Source organism: Serratia sp. S4 (genome assembly GCF_000347995.1).
GTDB classification, from domain to species: Bacteria; Pseudomonadota; Gammaproteobacteria; order Enterobacterales; family Enterobacteriaceae; genus Serratia; species Serratia quinivorans.
Genome location: NZ_KB661120.1, coordinates 4,904,337 through 4,926,901, shown reverse-complemented (window position 1 = coordinate 4,926,901; position 22,565 = coordinate 4,904,337). Strand labels below are relative to the sequence as shown.

Genomic DNA, 22,565 nt, shown 5'->3' with positions numbered 1-22,565 from the left:
GATTTGATTGGCGGGGCGGGTTAACATTAACGAATTGTCTTAGTAATACCGAAAAACATGGCAGAGAAACGCAATATCTTTCTGGTTGGGCCTATGGGTGCCGGCAAAAGCACTATTGGCCGTCAGTTAGCTCAGCAACTCAATATGGAGTTTTTCGACTCCGATCAAGAAATTGAGCGACGTACCGGAGCTGACGTGGGCTGGGTATTCGACGTGGAAGGTGAAGAAGGTTTCCGCGATCGTGAAGAAAAAGTCATTAATGAACTGACGGAAAAGCAAGGCATCGTGCTGGCTACCGGCGGCGGTTCGGTTAAATCGCGTGAAACGCGTAACCGTCTGTCGGCGCGTGGCGTAGTGGTGTATCTGGAAACCACTATCGAGAAGCAATTGGCCCGTACCCAGCGCGACAAAAAGCGTCCGCTGCTGCAGGTTGATTCTCCTCCGCGTGAAGTGCTTGAAGCGCTGGCGAAAGAGCGCAATCCGTTATACGAAGAAATTGCAGATGTCACCATCCGCACCGACGATCAAAGCGCCAAAGTGGTTGCCAACCAGATAATCAACATGCTGGAAAGCAACTGATAGCGGTTTCCGTGTTCGCCACGGCAAATGCGGAAGACTGATTGTGTTCCCCGCGTTGCGGGGATAAACCACATTGAGAACTGAGCGCGACATGGAGAGAATTACCGTAACGCTTGGGGAGCGCAGCTACCCGATAACCATAGCCGCCGGATTGTTTAACGATCCGGCTTCTTTTATGCCGCTGAAGGCGGGTGAACAGGTCATGCTGGTCACCAACCAAACCCTGGCGCCACTCTATCTGGACCACGTCCGGAAGGTGTTGGAGCAGGCAGGCGTCATGGTGGATCAGGTGATTTTGCCTGATGGCGAACAGTATAAATCTCTGGCCGTACTCGAGCAGGTGTTCTCGGCACTGTTGGAAAAGCCGCACGGTCGTGATACCACGCTGATTGCCCTTGGGGGCGGCGTGATTGGCGATCTTACCGGCTTTGCCGCCGCCTGTTATCAGCGCGGTGTCCGCTTTATTCAGGTCCCTACCACGCTGTTGTCGCAGGTGGACTCTTCCGTTGGCGGTAAAACCGCCGTCAATCATCCGCTCGGCAAGAACATGATCGGCGCCTTCTATCAACCCGTTTCTGTGGTGGTTGATCTCGATTGCCTGAAAACCTTACCGGCGCGTGAGCTCTCCTCTGGTTTGGCTGAAGTGATCAAGTACGGGATTATTCTCGACCACGATTTCTTCGTCTGGCTGGAAAACAATATCGATGCCCTGGTGGCGCTGGATATGCAGGCTCTGGCCTACTGTATCCGTCGCTGCTGTGAGCTGAAAGCTGAGGTGGTTGCCGCTGACGAACGCGAAAGCGGGCTGCGCGCGCTGCTGAATCTGGGCCATACTTACGGCCATGCGATCGAAGCCGAAATGGGCTATGGTGTATGGTTGCACGGTGAGGCCATTGCCGCCGGTATGGTGATGGCGGCAGAAACCGCGCACCGTCTCGGCCAGTTCTCCCGCGAAGATATTGAACGTATTAAAGCACTGTTGTTGCGCGCCGGTTTACCAGTGTGTGGCCCGCAGGAAATGGCTCCGGGAACTTATCTGCCGCATATGATGCGCGATAAGAAAGTCCTGGCCGGCGAATTGCGCCTGGTACTGCCGACGGCCATTGGCCAGGCGGAAGTCCGTGGCGGAGTGGGGCATGATATGGTGCTCGCTTCGATCGCAGCTTGCCTTCCTGACGGAATGTCTAAGTAAATCGGACGAAGTAACAGTGGCTTAGCCGCCGTTTACATCTATATTAATTAATGTGCAAAGCATGACTGACGTCGCTTTGCCATCATCGGGTTAATCTGCCCGTGCCACGGTAGGTATACAGTGGTGGGCTTTTGCCTCTAGTTGGAGGGTTTCAGATGGATGAGTTTAAACCGGAAGACGATCTCAGACCTGATAGCAGCGATCGTCGTCCTGCACGTTCGCGAAAACCGGCTCCGGGACCGCGTTTTGCCATTTCACGTCAGCATTTAATGATTGGTATCGGTATTTTGGTGCTGTTGTTGCTGATTATCGGCATTGGCTCGGCGTTGAAGGCGCCAACCAAGCATGAGGCGGCACAGGATAGCGCACAGAATGGCGCAGCCAAGGACATTAATCTGTCAGGTTCTTCGTCACTGACTGCCGGTAATACCGGTGTTCCGGGCGGAACCACGGATACCAATGACAATAACGGCGTGAGCAGCAGCTCGCCGCCGCAAACCGTCAGCGTTCCTCCGATCTCCAGCACCCCGACGGAAGCGCAACCGCAGCCACCGCAGGGCGGCGCGCAGCAGCGTGTCGATCTGCCGGGCAATATGTCGGATGCATTGTCAGCGCAGCAGGGTCAGGTTGATGCCGCTACGCAGGGCATGACGGGTCCAGCTTCGACGCTGCCAACGGCTCCGGCAACCCTGATGAACGGCGCTGCGGCGAAAGAAACCGTCCGCCCGGTTCAGGGTACTGAGCCACAGCAACATAAAACACCGGCGAAAACCGTCAGCAAGCCGACGGCCACGGCCACACAGCATAAATCGCCAACCACGGTGTATACGCCGGCACCAACCTCTTCTGCCAAAGCGGGAGCAGCCAGCGCCAAGGCAGGAGCCGTTAGCGGCAGCGGCGGTTCGCTGCAGTCTGCACCGGCAAGCCATTACACTCTGCAACTGAGCAGCGCCTCGCGTTCCGATACGTTGAACGCCTACGCCAAGCAGCAGAAATTACAGCATTATCTGGTCTATTCGACTAAACGTGACGGCAAACCCTGGTACGTGCTGGTGAGTGGCAACTATGCCTCTTCTGCGGAAGCCAAGCGTGCCATTGCGACGCTGCCGGCAGATGTTCAGGCGAAAAAACCCTGGGTCCGGCCTGTAAGTCAGGTCCAGCAGGATCTGAAAAAGTAACCCGATAGATTTCAAGCTGCATTCAGGCATTGAAGGGGCGCACAAACTGCGCCCCTGTTACTCAGGGCGGACAGAGTCGCCCATGACCGATGGCTGGAGTTGCCTGCGGACAGGCCGAATAACTGTGCGTGGCCAAGGGTGCTGCGGCTTGAAGGATGAAGGGTATCAATCACTTAAATTTGTGCGCTGATGTGCTGTCTGAAACAGAGTACAATCCGCCGCTCTGAATTGTATAATAAGTAGCTAATTGACGGCATGAAGAAAAACCGCGCTTTTTTAAAATGGGCTGGTGGAAAATACCCGCTGGTGGACGAGATCCGTCGTCACCTACCAGCAGGCGACTGCTTAATCGAGCCCTTCGTGGGTGCGGGTTCAGTCTTCCTGAACACGGAATACGACGCCTATATTCTCGCCGACATCAACAGCGATCTTATTAATCTGTATAACATCGTTAAACTGCGTACGGATGACTTCGTGCGTGATGCCCGCCTGCTTTTCACCGATGAATTCAATAAGTCAGAACAGTTTTACCTGCTGCGTGAAGAGTTCAATATGAGTGCCGATGCTTACCGTCGTGCGCTGCTGTTTCTTTACCTGAACCGCCACTGCTATAACGGCCTGTGCCGCTATAACCTGCGCGGGGAGTTCAACGTGCCGTTTGGACGTTATAAGAAACCGTACTTCCCGGAGGACGAGCTGTACTGGTTCGCTGAAAAATCCCGCAACGCCACTTTTGTCTGCGAGCATTACCGCGATACCATGGCAAAAGCCGAGCGTGGTACCGTGGTGTATTGCGATCCGCCGTATGCGCCATTATCGGCGACGGCGAATTTTACCGCCTACCACACCAACAGCTTTAGCATGGCCGACCAGCAGAGCCTGGCACTGATGGCGCACCAGCTTGCGGTAGAAAGTCAGGTGCCGGTATTGATTTCCAACCATGATACCGAGCTGACGCGTGACTGGTACCAGCACGCCTCGCTGTACGTGGTGAAAGCGCGCCGTACTATCAGCCGCAATATTCTTGGTCGCAGCAAAGTGAACGAGCTTTTAGCGCTGTATCGTTAAACCGGGGTTACGCCCCGGCGTAGTTATCCTATGGATTTCGAACCCTACGTTTGGAGATAGCGGATGAAAAAATTTTTGATTGCCCCGTCCATTTTGTCAGCAGACTTTGCCCGTCTGGGTGAAGATTCTGCCAACGTGTTGGCCGCAGGCGGCGACGTAGTGCATTTTGACGTAATGGATAACCACTACGTTCCCAATCTGACCATCGGGCCGATGGTTTGTCAGGCGCTGCGTAATTACGGCATCACCGCACCGATTGACGTTCACCTGATGGTGAAACCGGTCGACCGCATCGTGCCGGATTTCGCTGCAGCGGGCGCCAGTTGCATCTCTTTCCATCCGGAAGCCTCCGAACACGTCGATCGCACCATTCAATTGATTAAAGAGCACGGCTGTAAAGCCGGCCTGGTGTTCAATCCGGCAACGCCGCTCAGCTACCTCGATTACGTGATGGATAAAATCGACGTGATCCTGTTGATGTCGGTCAACCCTGGTTTTGGCGGTCAGTCGTTTATCCATGGCACTTTGGATAAGCTGCGTCAGGTGCGCAAAATGATCGACGAAAGCGGTCGCGACATCCGACTGGAAGTGGATGGCGGCGTGAAGGTCGACAATATCGCCGAGATCGCTGCCGCCGGTGCGGACATGTTTGTCGCAGGTTCCGCTATCTTCAGCAAGCCGGATTATCGTCGGGTGATCGACGAAATGCGCAGCGAGTTGGCGAAGGTGACGCATGGCTGATTTTGGAGCGATCCGCGCTCTGGCTTTCGATCTCGATGGCACGCTGGTAGACAGCGCGCCGGGGTTGGCAGCCGCTATCGATCTGGCCTTGGCGGAAATGGGCCTGCCGCAGGCCGGTGAGGCCCGGGTGGGCACCTGGATTGGCAACGGCGCCGACGTGCTGGTACAGCGTGCGCTGCGCTGGGCAGAAGTGGAAGCCACGCCGGAGCACTGCGGGCAACTACGCGAGCGCTTCGATCATTTCTATGCGCAAACCGTCGACAGCGGCAGTCGCCTGTTCCCACAGGTGAAAGAAACCCTGGCTCAACTGGCTGCGCAAAATTACCCGATGGCGCTGGTGACCAACAAGCCAACGCCGTTTGTTGCGCCGTTGCTGGCCGCATTGGGCATTATTGATTACTTCTCGCTGATTATCGGCGGTGACGACGTGGTGGAAAAGAAACCGCACCCGGCGCCGCTGTATCTGGTCCTCGGTAAGCTTGGCCTGCGCGCCAACGAGTTGCTGTTTGTCGGCGACTCCCGCAATGATATTCAGGCTGCGCAAGGGGCAGGTTGTCCAAGCGCCGCGCTGACTTACGGTTATAACTACGGCGAGGCCATTGCCCTGAGCCATCCCGACCGCGTGTTGGAGCGCTTTGCCGATTTGTTGCCCGCTCTTGGGCTGTCATCTTTAGAGAATCAGGAAATTTAAACATGAGTAAGCCCATCGTATTTAGCGGCGCGCAACCGTCCGGTGAACTGACCATTGGCAACTACATGGGGGCACTGCGTCAGTGGGAAAAAATGCAGGATGATTACGACTGCATCTACTGCATCGTTGACCTGCATGCGATCACCGTACGTCAGGATGCAGAAAAATTGCGTAAAGCCACGCTCGATACGCTGGCGCTGTATCTGGCCTGTGGTATCGATCCGCAAAAAAGCACCATCTTCGTGCAGTCGCACGTACCGGAACACACGCAACTGAGCTGGGTGTTGAACTGCTACACCTATTTCGGCGAACTGAGCCGCATGACCCAGTTCAAGGACAAGTCCACCCGTTACGCGGAAAACATTAACGCCGGCCTGTTCAGCTACCCGGTATTGATGGCGGCGGATATCCTGCTGTACCAGACCAACCAGGTGCCGGTCGGCGAAGACCAGAAACAGCATCTGGAGTTGAGCCGTGACATCGGTCAGCGTTTCAACGCGCTGTACGGTGACGTGTTCAAAGTGCCTGAGCCGTTTATTCCCAAGTCCGGCGCCCGCGTGATGTCGCTGCAAGAGCCGACCAAGAAGATGTCCAAGTCGGACGATAACCGTAATAACGTGATCGGCCTGCTGGAAGATCCGAAAGCGGTGGCTAAAAAGATCAAACGCGCGATGACCGACTCGGAAGAGCCGCCAGTGGTGCGTTATGACGTGGTGAACAAGGCGGGGGTATCCAACCTGTTGGATATTCTCTCCGGCGTGACCGGCAAGAGCATCTCTCAGTTGGAAGCCGAGTTTGAAGGGCAGATGTACGGCCACCTGAAAGGCGCCGTCGCTGACGCGGTCTCCGGCATGCTGGGTGAGCTGCAGGAGCGCTATCATCGTTTCCGTAATGACGAGGCCCTGCTGCAGCAAGTGATGCGTGATGGCGCTGCCAAGGCCCGTGCACGAGCTCAGGAAACGCTGGCGAAGGTTTACCAGGCTGTGGGCTTTGTTTCCCCACAGTGAGGCTCCGAGCAAAAAGAAAAGCGGCCACTGGCCGCTTTTTTTACGTCTGTATCAGGCCATTTGCGCCAGTGGTTGCGGTGGCTCCTGGCTTGAGAACCAGTTCAGCTTGCTGCGCAGGCTGACTACGCTGCCGACGATGATTAAACTTGGGCTGGCAGCCTGTAAGGCCAGCGTCCCCAGTTGGCTTAATTCCCCTTCGATCACTCGCTGGCGGCAGGAAGTGCCGTTTTCTACCAGCGCCACCGGCGTAGCGGCAGGCATGCCGTGGGCGATCAGTTGGCGTTGGATGTCCGCCGCCTGCGTCAGGCCCATGTAAAACACCAGCGTCTGCTGCCCGGCAGCCAGCGTTGACCAGTCCAACCCGCCGTCACTCTTGGCGTGGCCGGTCACCAGCCGCACGCTCTGGGCGTGGTCGCGATGGGTGAGGGGAATGCCGCTGTAGGCCGAACAACCAGAGGCGGCGGTAATGCCCGGCACCACCGAGAACGGAATATTGGCGTCGGCCAGGGTTTCCAGCTCTTCACCGCCGCGGCCGAAGATAAAGGGGTCACCGCCTTTCAGCCGCACCACGCGTTTACCGAGCTGCGCCTGCTGCAGCAGGATTTGGTTGATCTGCTCCTGCGGCACGCAATGGTGGCCGGCCCGTTTGCCGACAAAAATGCGTTCGGCATCGCGGCGCACCAGCGTCATGACTTCATCAGACACCAGCCGGTCGTAAACCACCACGTCAGCCTGCTGGATTTGCTGCAGGCCTTTCAGCGTCAGCAAACCGGCATCGCCCGGCCCGGCGCCCACCAGCACCACTTCGCCGCACTCTTGCGGTTGATGGCTAAACAGTTGCTCAATTTGCCGCTCCGCCAGCGCTACGTCATTATTGGCCAGCGACTGTGCCAGCCGATCGTGGGCAAACAGCTTTTCCCAAAAACGGCGGCGTGAGCCGATGTCGCTGAAGTGCTTTTTCACCCGCTGACGCAGTGAACCGCCCAACTGTGCCAACTTGCCAAGATGTTGGGGCAGTACGGCTTCCAGCTTTTCGCGCAGCAGTCGTGCCAGCACCGGGGCTTTACCGCCGGAGGACACTGCGACCATAATCGGCGAGCGATCGATAATCGACGGCATGATAAAGCTGGCGCGTTTCGGATCGTCGACCACGTTGCAAAATACCCGCTGCTGGTTGGCACATTGGTACACCAGCGCATTGACCTCGACCTTGTCGGTAGCGGCGATCACCAGCCATTTTTCCGCCAGTAACTCTGCGCTGAATTCACCGGTCGCCAGCGTGAGGCGGCCAAGAGCTGCCCACTCGTGGAACTGTGGGGTGAAGCTACAGGCGTTAACGGTCAGTGCCGCACCGGCGTCCAGCAGCAGGCGAGCCTTGCGCTCGGCAATCTCGCCGCCACCGACCAGCAGGCAGGCTTTGTGTTGCAGTTGGCAGAAAATCGGCAGGTAATCCATCGGCAATCCTCGGGGCAATCAGCAGTGGGGCGCAAGGCGCCCCGGAATATTATGCAGTCTGGCGAGCTACGGCTTTATCAGCCTGTGGCCGTTCGGCGCGCGGCGTGGCGTACCAATAACCCAGGCCCATCAACACGGCCCCGGACAGGATATTGCCCAGCGTCACCCACAGCAGATTATGGCCGATCCCGCTTAGGGTATAGGCTTCACTGTGATGGCCGAACCAGGACAGGGCAAACAGCGTCATGTTGGCGACCGAGTGTTCGTAACCGGAAGCGATAAAGGCCAGCAGACACCACCAGATGGCGATGAATTTGGCGGCACCCTCAACGCGGATGGCCATCCAAATCGCCAGACAGACCAGCCAGTTACACAGCACGCCCTTGAAGAACAGCACTTCTGCCGGTGCAGTGGTTTTCGCCAGTGCCACGCTGTGTACCAGACTGGTGTCCACCGGCAACAGGCTGCCGCCGCCGTAATAGTACATCAGCGCTACCAGTACCGAACCCAACAGGTTACCCAGCCAGGTTTGCGGCAATACGGCCCACATCTGGCCCTGCGTAATGGTGCCGGCTTTGACGCCCAGCGTCAGGAACATGGTATGACCGGTGAACAACTCCGACCCGGCAATGATCACCAGCGTCAGCGCGATGCCGAAGGTGGCACCCATCACCAGTGGACGAAGTGACGGATCGACAAGGTTGCCGAGGGTGAAGATCAATATGATGCCGAGGCCGACGTAGGCCCCGGCCATTGCCGAGCTGATCCAAAAGCCCAGCGGGCTGTGCTTTGCCAGCCTGACGATGCGCGCCGCGTTGGCGGCACATTTGTTGATGGTATCGGTGAACATGCTGCTTCCCCTGAGGTTAAATAAAAATATCAGGCCGCGACCTGTACCATGCCGTCCACAACCCGGCTGGTGAAATGCGCGACGCAGCGGCTGTCATCTTCCAGACAGTAGCCGTCGTGCAGGCGGAAATGCTGTTTTTTTAGCGGGCTGGCGACCCACAGCTCACCCTGATGTTCGGCAATCAGCCCACGTGACAACACGCTGGCCTGGGCGAAGGGATCAATATTGCTGATGGCAAACACCTGCTCGTCGGCAAAGGGGCGGAAAATCGCCACCTGTTGGTCGCCGACCAGGGCACACACGCCGGTGCCAGGCAGAATATCGGTGATGGCGCAAAGGGTTGTCCACTGGCTCATACGTTGTTCTCCTCGGCTTCAAGCAGGGTGACGGGAATGCGTTCATCCGGACGTGCCGGACGGTGCTGTTCGCGCTCGGCGACCACCTGGACGTTAGGATCGCGCAGGTTGCTGTTGATAAAGTGGGCGAAGCGCACCTGGGTTTCAGGGTGCTCAAGGGTTTCTTTCCACTCGCAGACAACCGCATCACGCAGGCGGGCGATCTCGGCTTCCAGTTGGTCGTTGATCCCCAGTTTGTCGTCAATAATCACCTTACGCAGGTAATCGATACCGCCTTCCAGGCTTTCCAGCCATACAGAGGTGCGCTGCAGTTTATCGGCGGTGCGGATATAGAACATCATAAAGCGATCGAGGTAGTGCTCCAGCGTTTCGCGGTCGAGATCGGCTGCCAGCAGGTCGGCATGGCGTGGTTTCATCCCGCCGTTACCGCATACGTACAGGTTCCAGCCGTTTTCGGTTGCGATAATACCGACGTCTTTGCCCTGAGCTTCGGAGCATTCGCGGGTACAGCCGGAAACGCCAAACTTCATTTTGTGCGGGGTGCGAATGCCCTTGTAGCGATGTTCCAGTTTGACGCCAAACCCGACGCTGTCACCGACGCCAAAGCGGCACCAGGTGCTGCCGACGCAGGTTTTTGACATGCGCAGCGCCTTGGCGTAGGCGTGGCCGGTTTCAAAACCGGCGGCAATCAGTTTGCTCCAGATGGCCGGCAGATCGTCTTTCTGTGCGCCGAACATGCCGATACGCTGGGAGCCGGTCAGTTTGGTGTAAAGGTTATATTCCTTGGCGATCTGGCCAACCACCATCAACCCTTCCGGGGTAATTTCGCCGCCGGGGGAGCGTGGGATCACCGAGTAGGTACCGTCTTTCTGGATATTGCCGAGGAAGTTGTCGTTGGTGTCCTGCAGCGCCGTGTGTTGCGGCTTGAGAATGTACTCATTCCAGCAGGAGGCCAGCAGCGAGCCGACGGTCGGTTTACAGACTTCGCAACCGTAGCCCTTGCCGTATTTGGCCAGCAGTTCGTCGAAGGATTTGATGCCTTCGACGCGGATCAGGTGGTACAGCTCCTGGCGCGAATAAGCGAAGTGTTCGCACAGGTGGTGGTTCACCTCAATGCCCTGTTTGCTCAATTCGGCGTTCAGCACCTGAGTGAGCAGTGGAATACAGCCGCCGCAGCCGGTACCGGCCTTGGTTTCTGACTTGAGCGCGGCCACGGTATGGCAACCCATGCTGACCGCTTTGATGATATCGCCTTTACTGACGTCGAAGCAGGAACAGATTTGCGCGCTTTCCGGCAGTGAATCGACGCCGATGGCCGGTTTGCTGCCCGCATGCGCCGGCAGGATCAGGCCGTCCGGATTTTCCGGCAGTTCGATAGCATTCAGTGCCAGCTGCAGCAGGTTGCCGTAGTCGCTGGTGTCGCCCACCAGTACTGCGCCCAACAGGGTTTTGTTGTCGGCGCTGACCACGATGCGTTTATAAACTTCTTTGCTCTCGTCCAGATAGACGTAGCTGCGTGCGCCTTCGGTGCGGCCGTGAGCATCACCGATACCGCCGACGTCGACGCCCAGCAGTTTCAGCTTGGCGCTCATGTCGGCACCCATGAAGGTATTTTCACGACCCAGCAGATGGTCGGCGGTAACCTGCGCCATTTTATAGCCTGGGGCTACCAGACCGAAGGTGCGCTCACGCCATGAGGCGCATTCGCCGATGGCGTAAACGTCAGGATCTGAGGTTTGGCAACTGTCGTTAATCACGATGCCGCCGCGGCGGGCAGTGGCCAGACCGCACTGATGGGCCAACTTGTCCTGGGCGCGGATGCCGGTGGAGAAGACGATAAAGTCCACTTCCAGCGCGGTACCGTCGGCAAACTGCATGGTTTTGCGCGCCTGTTCACCGCCGTTGACGATTTCCTGGGTATTTTTACCGGTATGGACTTTGACGCCCATGCGTTCAATCTTGCGGCGCAGTTGATCACCGCCCATCGGATCGAGCTGTTCGGCCATCAGTACCGGTGCAAACTCGATGACGTGAGTTTCAACACCGAGGCTTTTCAGCGCACCGGCGGCTTCCAGCCCCAACAGGCCACCGCCGACCACCGCACCGCGTTTGCTGCGACGGGCGCAGGCTTCGATGGCGTTCAGATCTTCAATGGTGCGGTAGACGAAACAGTCCTGACTTTCGGAGCCTTTAATCGGTGGGATCCACGGATAAGAACCGGTGGCCATGATCAGTTTGTCGTAGTAGACGGTGCGGCCGGTATTGGAGTGAATGACTTTCTCGCTGCGGTTAATGGTGATGGCGCGTTCACCAACCAAAACCTTCACGCCCTGCTTCTCGTAAAAGCCTTCACGTACCAGTGAAAGTTCTTCGGCGGTGTGGTGGGAGAAATAAGAAGAAAGGTGTACGCGATCGTAGGCGATGCGCGGCTCTTCACAAAATACGGTGATGTCGAATTGGTCTTTGTCTGCTTTTTCCAACAGATCTTCGATAAACCGGTGGCCGACCATGCCATTGCCGATGACAGCGAGTTTGACTCTGCTCATTATTGCCTCAAAATTCTGGTTTCCTAGCGTTACCTTATTCCTCCCTGTGGGCAATTTATTGATGCAAATCAAGCGCCCCTCCATATACCTCTAATGTGGTATATGAATGATTTTTATCGTTATTTGATAAGTTGCGGTTTTTATTCATCTTTAGCTGAAACGAGCCAGTTAATGCGAATTCTACCCATTCGGGAGTAATGGGTGGGGGTAATAAATTATTGGCGTCTTTGTCAGTAGGATGAGCTGCCAGTATGATGAATGAAACAGGCTGGAACAGCAGAGGTGAAGGGTGGCCAAGAGTCCATTGAAGTTTATCGATAACCTGCGTCTGAGCGGGCATGAAGGGCTGTGGCAATTGGTCATTGAACAGGGGCGCATCGCCCATATCGTGCCGCAGCCGGAAGGGCGGGAATGGCGCAGCGACGTGCTGGATGCACAGGGCGGGCTGGCGCTGCCGGCGTTTGTCGAACCGCATATCCATCTGGATACCACCCAGACCGCCGGGCAACCGGCCTGGAACCAGTCAGGCACCCTGTTTGAAGGCATTGAGCGCTGGGCCGAGCGCAAGGCGCTTCTGACCCACGAGGACGTCAAACAGCGCGCCTGGCAGACGCTGAAATGGCAGATCGCCAACGGCGTACAGTACGTGCGTACGCACGTTGACGTTTCTGACCCGACCCTGACCGCGCTACGTGCGATGCTGGAAGTGAAACAGGAAGTCGCACCCTGGGTCACGCTGCAAATCGTCGCTTTTCCACAGGAAGGCATTATGTCTTATCCCAACGGCGAGGCGCTGTTGGAAGAGGCGCTGCGGCTGGGGGCCGATGTGGTAGGAGCCATTCCGCACTTTGAGTTTACGCGCGAGTACGGCGTGGAGTCCCTGCACAAGGCATTCGCCCTGGCGCAGAAATACGATCGGCTGGTGGATGTTCACTGTGATGAGATAGACGACGAACAGTCGCGCTTTGTCGAAACCGTGGCGGCGTTGGCGCTGAAGCTGGATATGGGCGCCAGGGTCACTGCCAGTCACACCACGGCGATGCATTCCTACAATGGGGCTTACACTTCACGGCTGTTCCGCCTGCTGAAAATGTCCGGCATCAACTTTGTCGCCAACCCCCTGGTCAATATTCACCTGCAGGGGCGCTTCGACAGCTATCCGAAACGGCGCGGCATCACCCGGGTGAAGGAGATGCTGGAGGCGGAAATTAACGTCTGCTTCGGCCATGATGATGTGTTCGATCCCTGGTATCCGCTGGGCACTGCCAATATGCTGCAGGTGCTGCATATGGGGCTGCACGTGTGCCAACTGATGGGATACGGCCAGATCGACGACGGGCTGAAACTGATCACCAGCCACAGTGCACGAACTCTGAACCTGAGCGACTATGGCTTGAAGGCTGGCAACAGCGCCAATCTGGTGATATTACCGGCCGATAGCGGCTTTGATGCTGTGCGCCGACAGACGCCGGTGCGTTACTCGATACGTCAGGGCACGGTAATTGCCGAAACCCAGCCGGCAGAAACCACGCTGTATCTGGCGCAGGATGAGAAGGTGGATTTCCGGCGTTAAGCTGGGGGTTATCAGCATAAAAAAGGGTGCCGAGGCACCCTTTTTCATATCACGTCATTGACGACAGATCAGTGGGTCACGTGACCGTGGCTGCGGTGCTTGGTTACGAAACCGAGCAGCAGACACATCACGAACACCGCCAGGTACAGACCATTGGCGGTAGTCAGCGCCGCGTGTGCGCCGCCTTTGGCTACGATCGGGCCGGTAACCACGAAGGTCAGCATGGTGCCGATGGTGCCGCAGGTCAGGATGAAGTTAACCAGTTTCGGTGAGGAAACCTTGGTCTGCAGCGAGCCCAGAGTGATCAGGGTGGTGTAGATCGCGCTGGAAACGAAGCCCAGAGCCATAATGTAGTAGCTCAGGTGTTCCGGGTTATCGGTGCTGACGAACAGGTACATCGCACCGGTCGCCAATGCGGCCAGGATAGTGACGATGCGCTGCAAATCGAAGAAGCGCAGGATAAAGCTGAATACCCACATGCCGATCATGTACGAGGTCCAGAAATCGCTCACCAGCTTACCGGCCTGGCTGATATCCATCCCGAACGACTTGGTGGCGTATTCCGGCACCCACTGAATGAAGCCAAGCTGGCCGAGGATGTAGCACAGTGCGGCGATCGACAGGAACAGCACGCCGATACCCCATTTCTCTTTCACTACCGGCTGGCCCGCGTCGGCTCCTTTGTTGCCCAGTACCGGGAACTCGGAGAACAGGGTCAGCACAAAGATACCTACATACAGCAGGCCGATGCAGGCGTACACCCAGTACCAGCCGATCTGACGCGCCAACAGCATCGCGGCGACAATCGGGAAGATCATTCCGGCCATGCTGAAGAAGGAGTCAGTGAACAGCAGGCGCGAACCGCGTTGGCGGCCGGCATACATATGGGTGATCAGGAAGGTGCCTATCGACATGGTGATACCGCTGACCACGCCAAGGATAAACATGCACAACGAGAACATGGTCAGGCTTTTACCGAGCATCAGCCCGGCAATAGCCAGTACCATCAGCACAAAGCCAAACATCAGTTGACGTTTAAGCGGGATAATTTCCATCAGCCAGGCATTGAGGAAGATCGAAATCAAAATACCGGCGTTAAGGAAGGTGAAAGTATTGCTCATGCTGGAAACCGGCAGATTAAAGTACTCTGCAATGTTCCCCATCACCATCCCTGTGACGATAACTAAAGCACCGGTCAGCGCGTAAGAAAAGTAGCTGATCCAGGTAAGCCGTAGACGGTTGCTATCATTCATTATTTAGGCCTGATTAAGTCTATAAAGAGTTTAAAACTGGATTAAGGCCGCTGGCTTTTCCTGGCAAAGCAGAAAAAAGTCCCGATCAGGCCACCAGGGAGCGGATCCTAGCACAGACAACGGGAGTTTTTGTGATGCCTATCTATTTTTTGATGCAATCAATGAGTAGTTCTGAAATATTTTTGTGATCTATTTGCTCGCCGTCACGATCGAGTCGCGGCTGATGACTATCGGCGCAAAGCTAATCGGTGGCGTGGCCGGGTCAATCAGCAGGCGTGCGGCATATTGCGCCATTTCGCTAATCGGGAAATGCACGCTGGTCAGCGCCGGGCGGACAAAGGGGGCGCGTTCGCCGCTGTCGTAACAGATAAGCGAGATATCTTGCGGCACCCGCAGGCGGTGTTCGTTGACGGCCAGCAGTGCGCCGATAGCCATTTCTTCATTGCAGCAATAGATGGCGGTGGGCAGGGTTTTCATTTTCAGCAGTTGATCGGCGCAGCGATAACCGCTCTCCAGATCGTAAAGCCCTTCGGCGCAGGCGACCGGCTTGATATGCGCTGCCTGCATGGCCTGTTCAAAACCCTGCAGCCGCAAGAGACTGGAAGGGCGGTCGCGCGGGCCGCTGATACAGGCGATGTGCCGGTGGCCGGCATCAATCAATTGTTGTGTTGCCATGCGGCTGGCGTACTGGTGATCGAAAGTGACGCAGTGCGCTTCCAGGCCGGGCACCAGGCGATCGAGCAGCACAAAGCGGCGTTGCTCCGCTGCCAGTTGGCGCAATTGGTCATCGCTGAGGAAACGGACGTGCAGGATCACACCATCGCAGCGCAGATTGAACAGCCGCTGGATCGCCTGCCATTCGTTTTCCGCACTGTTACGCCCCTGGGTCACCAGCAATTGCTTGCCGTGGGATTCGGCTTCGGTTTGCACAAAGTCCATCAGTGCGCCGAAGAAACCACCGCGATAGGAGGTAGTGACCAACCCCAGGGTATTGCTGTGGCTGGAGGCCAGCGCACGGGCGGCCGGGTTGGGCGTGTAGCCAAGTTGGGCCACCGCCTTTTCAACCTTCTCGCGGGTTTGCCCCTTAACGTTGGTATCGCCATTCACTACGCGTGACACGGTGGCGCGGGACACGCCCGCCAGGGCTGCGACATCTTCCAGTGTCACCATTATCCGACTCCTGATTACGACAAAAATGGGGCCGACTCAGCGACCCCTTATACTAGGTATAGCAATGTATCAGCAACCGCGGTTGGCCCGACGGTTATTTAAACTGAGGCAAATAAGGCGCGTTCACCGCCAGCACTTCATCCAACAGCGGCTGCGCCACATTGGCATTGCCGACCAACGGGTTGGTGACCAACGCCAGCAGGCCACTGCGGCGATCGCCGTGCACTGCGGCTTCGATGGTCAGGCGCTCATAGGCTTTCACCTGTTGGGTCAGCGCGTGCATGGAATCCGGCAGCGTGCCGAAGGTCAGCGGATGAGCACCCTGAGCATCGACGATACAGTTGGTTTCTATCACCGCGTCGTCCGGTAAACCGCGAATAGCGCCACGGTTTGCGGTATTAACGACTAATTGCGTACCGAGATTATTATGGATCGCACGAATTAGCTCCAGCGCCACTTCCGAATAATATGATCCACCGCGGAAACTTAACTGCTCCGGTTTGCTGTCGAGATGTGGATCGGCGTACAGTTCAAACAGCTCTTTCTCCACCTTCATCACCTGCTCGGCGCGGGTACCGCGTTCGGCTGCTGCGGCAATTTCCTCGGCCAGCATTTCTTTGGTTTGGTAGAAATAGCGGTGATAGGGGCAAGGGATCGCCCCGACGGCGCGCAGGAAGTCCGGCTGCCAGGGTTCTTCCTTGATGTTGTTCATGGTCAGCGCGGCACCGTCGCACAACATGTCGATCACCTTGCCGGTGACGTCATGCCCGTTTTGCAGCACCTGATGTACCCACACCATGTGGTTCAGCCCGGCGAACTGCAATTGCACCTCTTGCGAAGGGACTTTCAGCATGTTGGCAATCATGTGATGCATGCTGATCGGCACGTTGCACAGGCCGATGATTTTCGCTTTGGTGTAGCGGGAGACCGCTTCGGTGACGATGCCGGCTGGGTTGGTGAAGTTGATGATCCAGGCTTCAGGCGCCAGTTTTTCCACCCGGCGTGCAATATCCAGCATCACCGGAATGGTACGCAATGCCTTGGCGAAGCCGCCAACGCCGGTGGTTTCCTGGCCGATTAAATCGTATTTCAGCCCCAGACGCTCGTCGGCGGCGCGTGCCGGCAACTGACCCACGCGGAACTGGGTCAGGACGAAATTGGCGTCGCGAATGGCCTCATCCAGTTCGAAATGCACGCTGACCTTCACCTGCTCCAGCCCATGGCGCGCCAGCATGCGTTCGGTCAGAGCGGCAATAATCTCGACCTTTTCGCGGCCAGGCTCAACGTCAACCAGCGCCAGTTCGGTGACCGGCAGTTCTTCGATACGCTGGATCAAGCCATCGACCAATTCTGGCGTGTAGCTGCTGCCGCCGCCGATAACGGCGATTTTTAACGATTTCATGCACGAATCTCCATTTTGGCCTGACGGCGGTAAAGCTCAATCATGTCATCCGCCAGATCCTGGATCACCATGGCGTTCATCAGATGGTCCTGGGCATGAACGGTAATCAGGTTGATGGTCAGTTTGCCGCAGCCTTCGTCCAGGCCGATCAGCTGGGTCTGGATCAGATGGGCCTTTTTTACCGACTGTTTGGATTCGGCCATGTGTTTGGCTGAAGCTTCAAAGTCGCCGGCACGCGCTTGTTGCAGCGCCATCAGCGCACTGCTGCGGGCGCCACCGGAGAACACCAGCAGCTCCATGATGGTGCTTTCAAAATCGGGGCTGATTTCAGTTTCAGTCATCAATTCACTCACATTATTTCTCCTGTATTGCACGGCGGTGGTGCCGGCGGGCATTCATTATTCTTATCTTTGCGCTAAATGAGAGCGCTCTCATTTCTCTAGAGTAACGGGAATGGAAAATGAAACCGGGAGTTGTGTCGCAAAAAACGACCAAGGCGTAAAAAGGGCAAAAAATGCGTGATGCAGTTGGCAAAAAGGTCTAAGGCGATCATACTTTTGGCAGTAAAATCCGGGGCTGACTGAGATAAGTCCCACTATTAAGTAAATATAGGTAAATGGCTGGCACTCGCAGGTGCAGCTCTTTAGAATCAATGCGCTTTTCCGTTGTTTGTCTCTCAGAGAAAGGACCCGTTAATGTTCAAACGTACTTTAGTGACCTTCGTTGCGCTGTGTTCCCTGACAGCAATGGCACCTGCCGCGCTCGCCGCCGGCGAAACACATGTCATGCTGACTACCTCGGCTGGGAATATCGAATTGGCGCTCGACAGTCAGAAGGCTCCGGTTTCCACCAAGAACTTCGTCGACTACGTGAACAGCGGCTATTACAACAACACCATTTTCCACCGTGTGATCCCGGGCTTTATGGTTCAGGGCGGTGGTTTTACTGCTGATATGCAGCAAAAATCCACCCAGGCACCGATCAAGAACGAAGCGGATAACGGCCTGCGCAACCTGCGCGGCACCATTTCGATGGCGCGTACCGCTGACAAAGACAGTGCCACCAGCCAGTTTTTCCTCAACGTGGCAGATAACGCCTTCCTGGATCACGGCCAGCGCGATTTCGGCTATGCGGTATTCGGCAAAGTGGTCAAAGGGATGGACGTGGTAGATAAAATCTCCCAGGCACCGACTGGCAACGTCGGTCCGTACCAGAATGTTCCGAGCAAACCTATCGTCATCCTGTCAGCAAAAGTGCTGCCATAATGATTTTGCGCCGGCCCCAGGTGGGCCGGCTGCGTTGCTTTCCCCGGAAGCCTTGCCTGCATCACTGTTTTTTCCCCCTCCACATGCTTTAATCGCCAGCTTATAACCAGACCGGAAACCCGGCGTTCTGCATCTGTTTTGTTAAGGGATGAGCTGCTGCCATGTTTGAATTTAGCCAGGTTCTGCTGCTGTTGCAGCAGATGTGCGTTTATCTTGTCATTGCTTATTTACTGAGCAAAACCCCGTTATTCATTCCGCTGACGCAGGTGACCATTCGCCTGCCGCACAAGCTACTGTGCTACGTCATTTTCTCGGTGTTCTGCATCATGGGCACCTATTTCGGTCTGCATGTCGAAGGTTCCATTGCCAACACCCGCGCTATCGGCGCCGTATTGGGCGGCCTGTTGGGTGGGCCTTCGGTCGGGCTGCTGGTGGGGCTGACCGGTGGCCTGCACCGTTATACCCTGGGGGGCATGACCGATATCGCCTGTACGGTATCAACCGTGGCGGAAGGGCTGGTGGGCGGGCTGGTGCATAGCATCGCCATGCGTCACCGGCGTATCGACCTGCTGTTTAATCCGTTGTTTGTCGCCGGGGTCGCGCTGGTGACCGAAGTGCTGCAAATGGTGATCATCCTGGCGATTGCGCGGCCGTTCGACGAGGCGCTGCGGCTGGTGGAACATATCGCTTTGCCGATGTTGATCGCCAATACGGTGGGGGCCGCGATGTTCATGCAAATCCTGCTGGACAGGCGAGCGATGTTCGAGAAATACACCGGTGCGTTTTCCGCCAAGGCGCTGAAGATTGCCGAACGTACCGAAGGGATCTTGCGACAGGGGTTTGATCAGGAAAACAGCATGAAGGTGGCGCGGGTGATTTATCAGGAGCTGGGCATCGGTGCCGTAGCGATAACCGACCGCGATAAATTGCTGGCGTTTATCGGCATCGGTGACGACCACCACCTGCCGGGCACGCCGATTTCATCAAAGCACTCGCACCGCGCAATCGACAACAACGAAGTGGTCTACGCCGACGGCAATGAGCACTCCTACAGCTGCTCGATTAACCCCGGTTGCAAACTGGGTTCGACACTGGTGATCCCGCTGCGCGGTGAGAATCAGCGGGTGATCGGCACCATCAAACTGTATGAACCGAAGAGCCGGTTGTTCAGCACCATCAATCGTACGCTGGGGGAAGGTATCGCCAGCCTGTTATCCGCGCAGATTATGGCCGGCCAGTATGAGCGCCATAAACAGCTGCTGGCGCAGTCAGAAATCAAATTACTGCATGCGCAGGTCAATCCGCACTTTCTGTTTAACGCCCTGAATACGCTGGTAGCGGTGATCCGCCGTGACGGCGACCGGGCCTGTGAGCTGGTGCAGTCACTTTCGACCTTTTTCCGCAAGAACCTCAAGCGTTCCGGCGATGAGGTCAGCCTGGCGGACGAACTCGAGCATGTGAATGCCTACCTGCAAATCGAACTGGCGCGTTTTGCCGATCGGCTGGAAGTCGTGGTTTCGTTGCCGCAAGACCTGTTGGCAGTACGGTTGCCGGCATTTTCACTGCAGCCGATCGTGGAGAATGCCATTAAGCATGGCACTTCGCAGCTGTTGGGGGTGGGGCGGATTGGTATCGGTGCGCGGCGCGAAGGGGAATGCCTGTTGCTGCAGGTGACCGACAATGCCGGATTATTCCAATCGCAGCCGAACAACAGTGGGCTGGGGATGAACCTGGTGGATAAGCGTATCCGCGTACGCTACGGCGATGATTATGGTGTACAGGTAGCCTGTGAGCCGCAAACATTCACCCGGATTACAATCAATGTCCCCTTGGCGAGGGCTGCCTGATGTTAAACGTACTGATTGTCGATGACGAACCCTCCGCGCGCGATAACCTGCGGCATTTGCTGGAGGCGGAAGATGGCATCTCTATTGTTGGCGAATGCGCCAATGCGATAGAGGCCATCAGCGGCATCCATCGCCTGCAGCCGGATGTGGTGTTTTTGGATATCCAGATGCCGCGAATCACCGGGCTGGAGATGGTAGGCATGCTAGATCCCAACCGTATGCCGCACATCGTCTTTCTGACCGCCTATGACGAATACGCGGTGCAGGCCTTTGAAGAACACGCGTTTGACTATCTGCTGAAGCCGGCGGAACCGAAGCGGCTGAGCAAAACGTTGCAGCGCCTGCAGCAGCAACGGGGGCAGCAGAATATCGCTGCGCTGGACGAAAGCGCCGGCTACCTGAAATACATTCCCTGCACCGGCCACAGCCGCATCTATTTGCTGCGCTTTGATGAGGTGGTGGCTATCCGTTCACGGTTGAGTGGGGTGTTTGTGGTCCGCAATGACGGCATGGAGTGCTTCACCGAGCTGACACTGCGCACGCTGGAAATGCGAACGCCGTTGGTGCGCTGTCACCGCCAGTATCTGGTTAACCTGGAGCAGGTGCGTGAAATTCGCTTTGATGACAACGGCGCGGCGGAAATGATCATGCCGGTCGGCGAGCCGGTACCGGTCAGCCGTCGCTACCTTAAAGCACTGAAAGAAGAGCTGGGGCTGCGTGGTTAGGGCGATTCTGAAATTCTTGGCTTTGTGGGCGTCTTGATGACGCCCTTTTTGTTTGTCCTTGACGGGGTTACGCCACGCTTATAGCTTTATTGACATCCACTGGCGCTTTTCGCGCCACGTCAGCGTCCAAGGAAAAGAAAATGAGTGAAGCACGGATTATTGCCAAAGCGATGAAAGACGGGAAACCCGAACAGGATCTGGTTATCTTGCCCGCGTTGGCCAACCGCCATGGTCTGATCACCGGCGCGACCGGGACCGGTAAAACCGTGACGCTGCAAAAAATGGCTGAGCAATTCTCGCGTATCGGCATTCCGGTATTTTTGTCCGACGTGAAGGGCGACCTGTCGGGGATTGGCACCGAAGCCGTGCCTTCCGAAAAACTGCAGGCGCGCCTGACGGCCATTGGCGTCACTGACTGGCAGCCGCAGGCCTGCACCATTATTCCGTGGGACATCTACGGTGAGAAGGGCCACCCGATCCGCGCTACCGTGTCTGACCTGGGGCCGCTACTGCTGGGCCGCTTGCTGGATCTGAACGAAGTACAAAGTGGCGTGCTGCAGTTGGTGTTCAAAATTGCCGACGATAACGCGTTGCTGCTGTTGGATATGAAAGATCTGCGTGCCATGGTGCAGTACGTGGGTGACAACGCCAAACAGTTCCAGACCCAATACGGCAATATTTCTTCGGCTTCGGTGGGCGCTATCCAGCGCGGGCTGTTAACACTGGAAGAGCAGGGGGCCAACCAGTTCTTCGGCGAGCCGATGCTCGATATCAATGACCTGATGAAAACCGACGCCAACGGTCACGGAGTGATTAACCTGCTGGCGGCGGACAAACTGATTAACCAACCGAAACTGTATTCAGTATTCCTGCTGTGGCTGCTGGCCGAACTGTTCGAACACCTGCCGGAGGTGGGCGACCCGGAACAGCCGAAGCTGGTGTTCTTCTTTGATGAAGCACACCTGCTGTTCAACGATGCGCCGGCGGCACTGCTGACAAAAATCGAACAGGTGGTGCGCCTGATCCGCTCCAAAGGCGTCGGCATCTACTTCGTGACCCAGAACCCGCTGGATATCCCGGACAGCGTACTGGGCCAGCTAGGCAATCGCGTACAGCATGCGTTGCGTGCCTTTACCCCTCGCGACCAGAAGGCAGTGAAGGCTGCGGCACAAACCATGCGAGCCAATCCGGCCTTCGACGCCGAAACGGCGATCACCGAACTGGGCGTCGGCGAGGCGCTGGTGTCGTTCCTGGATGAAAAAGGGCGGCCAAATGTGGTGGAGCGAGCGATGGTGATCGCACCGGAATCCAAGATGGGCATGTTGGGGGCCGAAGGGCTGAACAGTGCGATCAACAAGTCGCCACTGTATGGTCGCTACGAGGATATGGTTGACCGCGAGTCCGCTTATGAGAAGTTGTCGTCGGAAGGTTTTGCTACCGTCGGCACACCGCAACCGGGCCAGCCGACACAGCAACCGCAGGCGCAGCAGCAGGCGGGCGGTGGCCTGATGGGCGGTCTGAACGATATCCTGTTCGGCTCTACCGGCCCGCGCGGTGGTAAGCGTGATGGCATCGTCCAGACCGCCGCCAAGAGCATGGCGCGTGACCTTGGTCGCCAGATCCTGCGTGGGGTGCTGGGCTCGATTATGGGCGGCCGTAAAAAGTAA

The 22,565-nt window shown here is 56.7% G+C and carries 20 protein-coding genes; 12 read left to right on the top strand and 8 right to left on the bottom strand.

What is annotated here, in order from left to right:
- Positions 1 to 57 precede the first annotated feature (57 nt).
- From aroK to trpS, 7 genes are all read left to right on the top strand, one after another.
- The gene (aroK, locus tag SERS4_RS0123770) at positions 58 to 579 is read left to right on the top strand and encodes a shikimate kinase AroK (RefSeq protein ID WP_004391482.1); all 522 of its coding nucleotides are present in this window, start codon (positions 58 to 60) and stop codon (positions 577 to 579) included.
- Between the two features lie 91 nt (positions 580 to 670).
- Positions 671 to 1,771 carry a 3-dehydroquinate synthase gene (gene aroB / locus SERS4_RS0123765; protein WP_026142563.1) on the top strand — a complete coding sequence of 367 codons (1,101 nt, stop codon included), beginning with the start codon at positions 671 to 673 and terminating at the stop codon, positions 1,769 to 1,771.
- Between the two features lie 155 nt (positions 1,772 to 1,926).
- On the top strand, positions 1,927 to 2,949 hold the full coding sequence (locus SERS4_RS0123760) for an SPOR domain-containing protein (protein ID WP_017894281.1): 1,023 nt from the start codon (positions 1,927 to 1,929) through the stop codon (positions 2,947 to 2,949).
- A gap of 255 nt (positions 2,950 to 3,204) precedes the next feature.
- A complete protein-coding gene (gene dam, locus SERS4_RS0123755; RefSeq protein WP_012147279.1) occupies positions 3,205 to 4,017 on the top strand; it encodes an adenine-specific DNA-methyltransferase in 813 nt (270 codons plus the stop codon).
- A 63-nt stretch (positions 4,018 to 4,080) separates the two neighbouring features.
- Complete coding sequence (gene rpe, locus SERS4_RS0123750; protein WP_017894280.1) at positions 4,081 to 4,758, top strand: ribulose-phosphate 3-epimerase; 678 nt, start codon at positions 4,081 to 4,083, stop codon at positions 4,756 to 4,758.
- Positions 4,751 to 5,449, top strand: coding sequence for a phosphoglycolate phosphatase (locus tag SERS4_RS0123745; RefSeq protein ID WP_012147277.1), 699 nt, complete (start codon positions 4,751 to 4,753; stop codon positions 5,447 to 5,449). The genes rpe and SERS4_RS0123745 overlap by 8 nt, the downstream gene beginning before the upstream one ends.
- Before the next feature lie 2 nt (positions 5,450 to 5,451).
- Positions 5,452 to 6,456 (top strand): tryptophan--tRNA ligase, encoded by a 1,005-nt coding sequence (trpS, locus tag SERS4_RS0123740; protein ID WP_017894279.1) that lies wholly within the window; start codon positions 5,452 to 5,454, stop codon positions 6,454 to 6,456.
- Positions 6,457 to 6,507: 51 nt separating this feature from the next.
- Here trpS and cysG read toward each other — a convergent pair whose 3' ends face one another.
- From cysG to nirB, 4 genes are read right to left on the bottom strand one after another with little or no spacing between them, the layout of a single operon-like run.
- Positions 6,508 to 7,911, bottom strand: a complete 1,404-nt coding sequence (cysG, locus tag SERS4_RS0123735) for a siroheme synthase CysG (RefSeq protein WP_017894278.1) — start codon at positions 7,909 to 7,911, stop codon at positions 6,508 to 6,510.
- 49 nt (positions 7,912 to 7,960) lie between these two features.
- A complete protein-coding gene (gene nirC / locus SERS4_RS0123730; RefSeq protein ID WP_017894277.1) occupies positions 7,961 to 8,761 on the bottom strand; it encodes a nitrite transporter NirC in 801 nt (266 codons plus the stop codon).
- Between the two features lie 29 nt (positions 8,762 to 8,790).
- Complete coding sequence (gene nirD, locus SERS4_RS0123725) at positions 8,791 to 9,117, bottom strand: nitrite reductase small subunit NirD (protein WP_012147273.1); 327 nt, start codon at positions 9,115 to 9,117, stop codon at positions 8,791 to 8,793.
- Positions 9,114 to 11,663: a nitrite reductase large subunit NirB gene (gene nirB / locus SERS4_RS0123720; protein ID WP_017894276.1), complete on the bottom strand. Its 2,550-nt coding sequence runs from the start codon at positions 11,661 to 11,663 to the stop codon at positions 9,114 to 9,116. Before nirB ends, nirD begins: the two co-directional genes overlap by 4 nt.
- Before the next feature lie 304 nt (positions 11,664 to 11,967).
- On the opposite strand from nirB, the gene SERS4_RS0123715 reads away from it, so the two are divergent.
- Positions 11,968 to 13,236 carry a cytosine deaminase gene (locus SERS4_RS0123715; RefSeq protein WP_017894275.1) on the top strand — a complete coding sequence of 423 codons (1,269 nt, stop codon included), beginning with the start codon at positions 11,968 to 11,970 and terminating at the stop codon, positions 13,234 to 13,236.
- A 68-nt stretch (positions 13,237 to 13,304) separates the two neighbouring features.
- Here the strand turns inward: SERS4_RS0123715 and tsgA are convergent, their stop codons facing one another.
- From tsgA to SERS4_RS0123695, 4 genes are all read right to left on the bottom strand, one after another.
- The gene (tsgA, locus tag SERS4_RS0123710; RefSeq protein ID WP_012147270.1) at positions 13,305 to 14,489 is read right to left on the bottom strand and encodes an MFS transporter TsgA; all 1,185 of its coding nucleotides are present in this window, start codon (positions 14,487 to 14,489) and stop codon (positions 13,305 to 13,307) included.
- Between the two features lie 189 nt (positions 14,490 to 14,678).
- Positions 14,679 to 15,659, bottom strand: a complete 981-nt coding sequence (locus SERS4_RS0123705; RefSeq protein WP_017894274.1) for a LacI family DNA-binding transcriptional regulator — start codon at positions 15,657 to 15,659, stop codon at positions 14,679 to 14,681.
- Positions 15,660 to 15,753: 94 nt separating this feature from the next.
- The gene (locus tag SERS4_RS0123700; protein ID WP_017894273.1) at positions 15,754 to 17,061 is read right to left on the bottom strand and encodes a 6-phospho-beta-glucosidase; all 1,308 of its coding nucleotides are present in this window, start codon (positions 17,059 to 17,061) and stop codon (positions 15,754 to 15,756) included.
- Positions 17,058 to 17,402, bottom strand: coding sequence for a PTS lactose/cellobiose transporter subunit IIA (locus tag SERS4_RS0123695; protein WP_037410805.1), 345 nt, complete (start codon positions 17,400 to 17,402; stop codon positions 17,058 to 17,060). Before SERS4_RS0123695 ends, SERS4_RS0123700 begins: the two co-directional genes overlap by 4 nt.
- Positions 17,403 to 17,756: 354 nt before the next feature.
- On the opposite strand from SERS4_RS0123695, the gene ppiA reads away from it, so the two are divergent.
- The 4 genes from ppiA (at position 17,757) to SERS4_RS0123675 (ending at position 22,565) form a co-directional block, all read left to right on the top strand.
- Positions 17,757 to 18,326: a peptidylprolyl isomerase A gene (ppiA, locus tag SERS4_RS0123690; RefSeq protein ID WP_012147266.1), complete on the top strand. Its 570-nt coding sequence runs from the start codon at positions 17,757 to 17,759 to the stop codon at positions 18,324 to 18,326.
- 161 nt (positions 18,327 to 18,487) lie between these two features.
- Entirely contained in the window at positions 18,488 to 20,173 is a 1,686-nt protein-coding gene (locus SERS4_RS0123685; protein WP_017894271.1) for a sensor histidine kinase, read from the top strand.
- Positions 20,173 to 20,898, top strand: coding sequence for a two-component system response regulator BtsR (btsR, locus tag SERS4_RS0123680; RefSeq protein ID WP_017894270.1), 726 nt, complete (start codon positions 20,173 to 20,175; stop codon positions 20,896 to 20,898). Before SERS4_RS0123685 ends, btsR begins: the two co-directional genes overlap by 1 nt.
- A 140-nt stretch (positions 20,899 to 21,038) precedes the next feature.
- Positions 21,039 to 22,565 (top strand): helicase HerA-like domain-containing protein, encoded by a 1,527-nt coding sequence (locus SERS4_RS0123675; RefSeq protein ID WP_012147261.1) that lies wholly within the window; start codon positions 21,039 to 21,041, stop codon positions 22,563 to 22,565.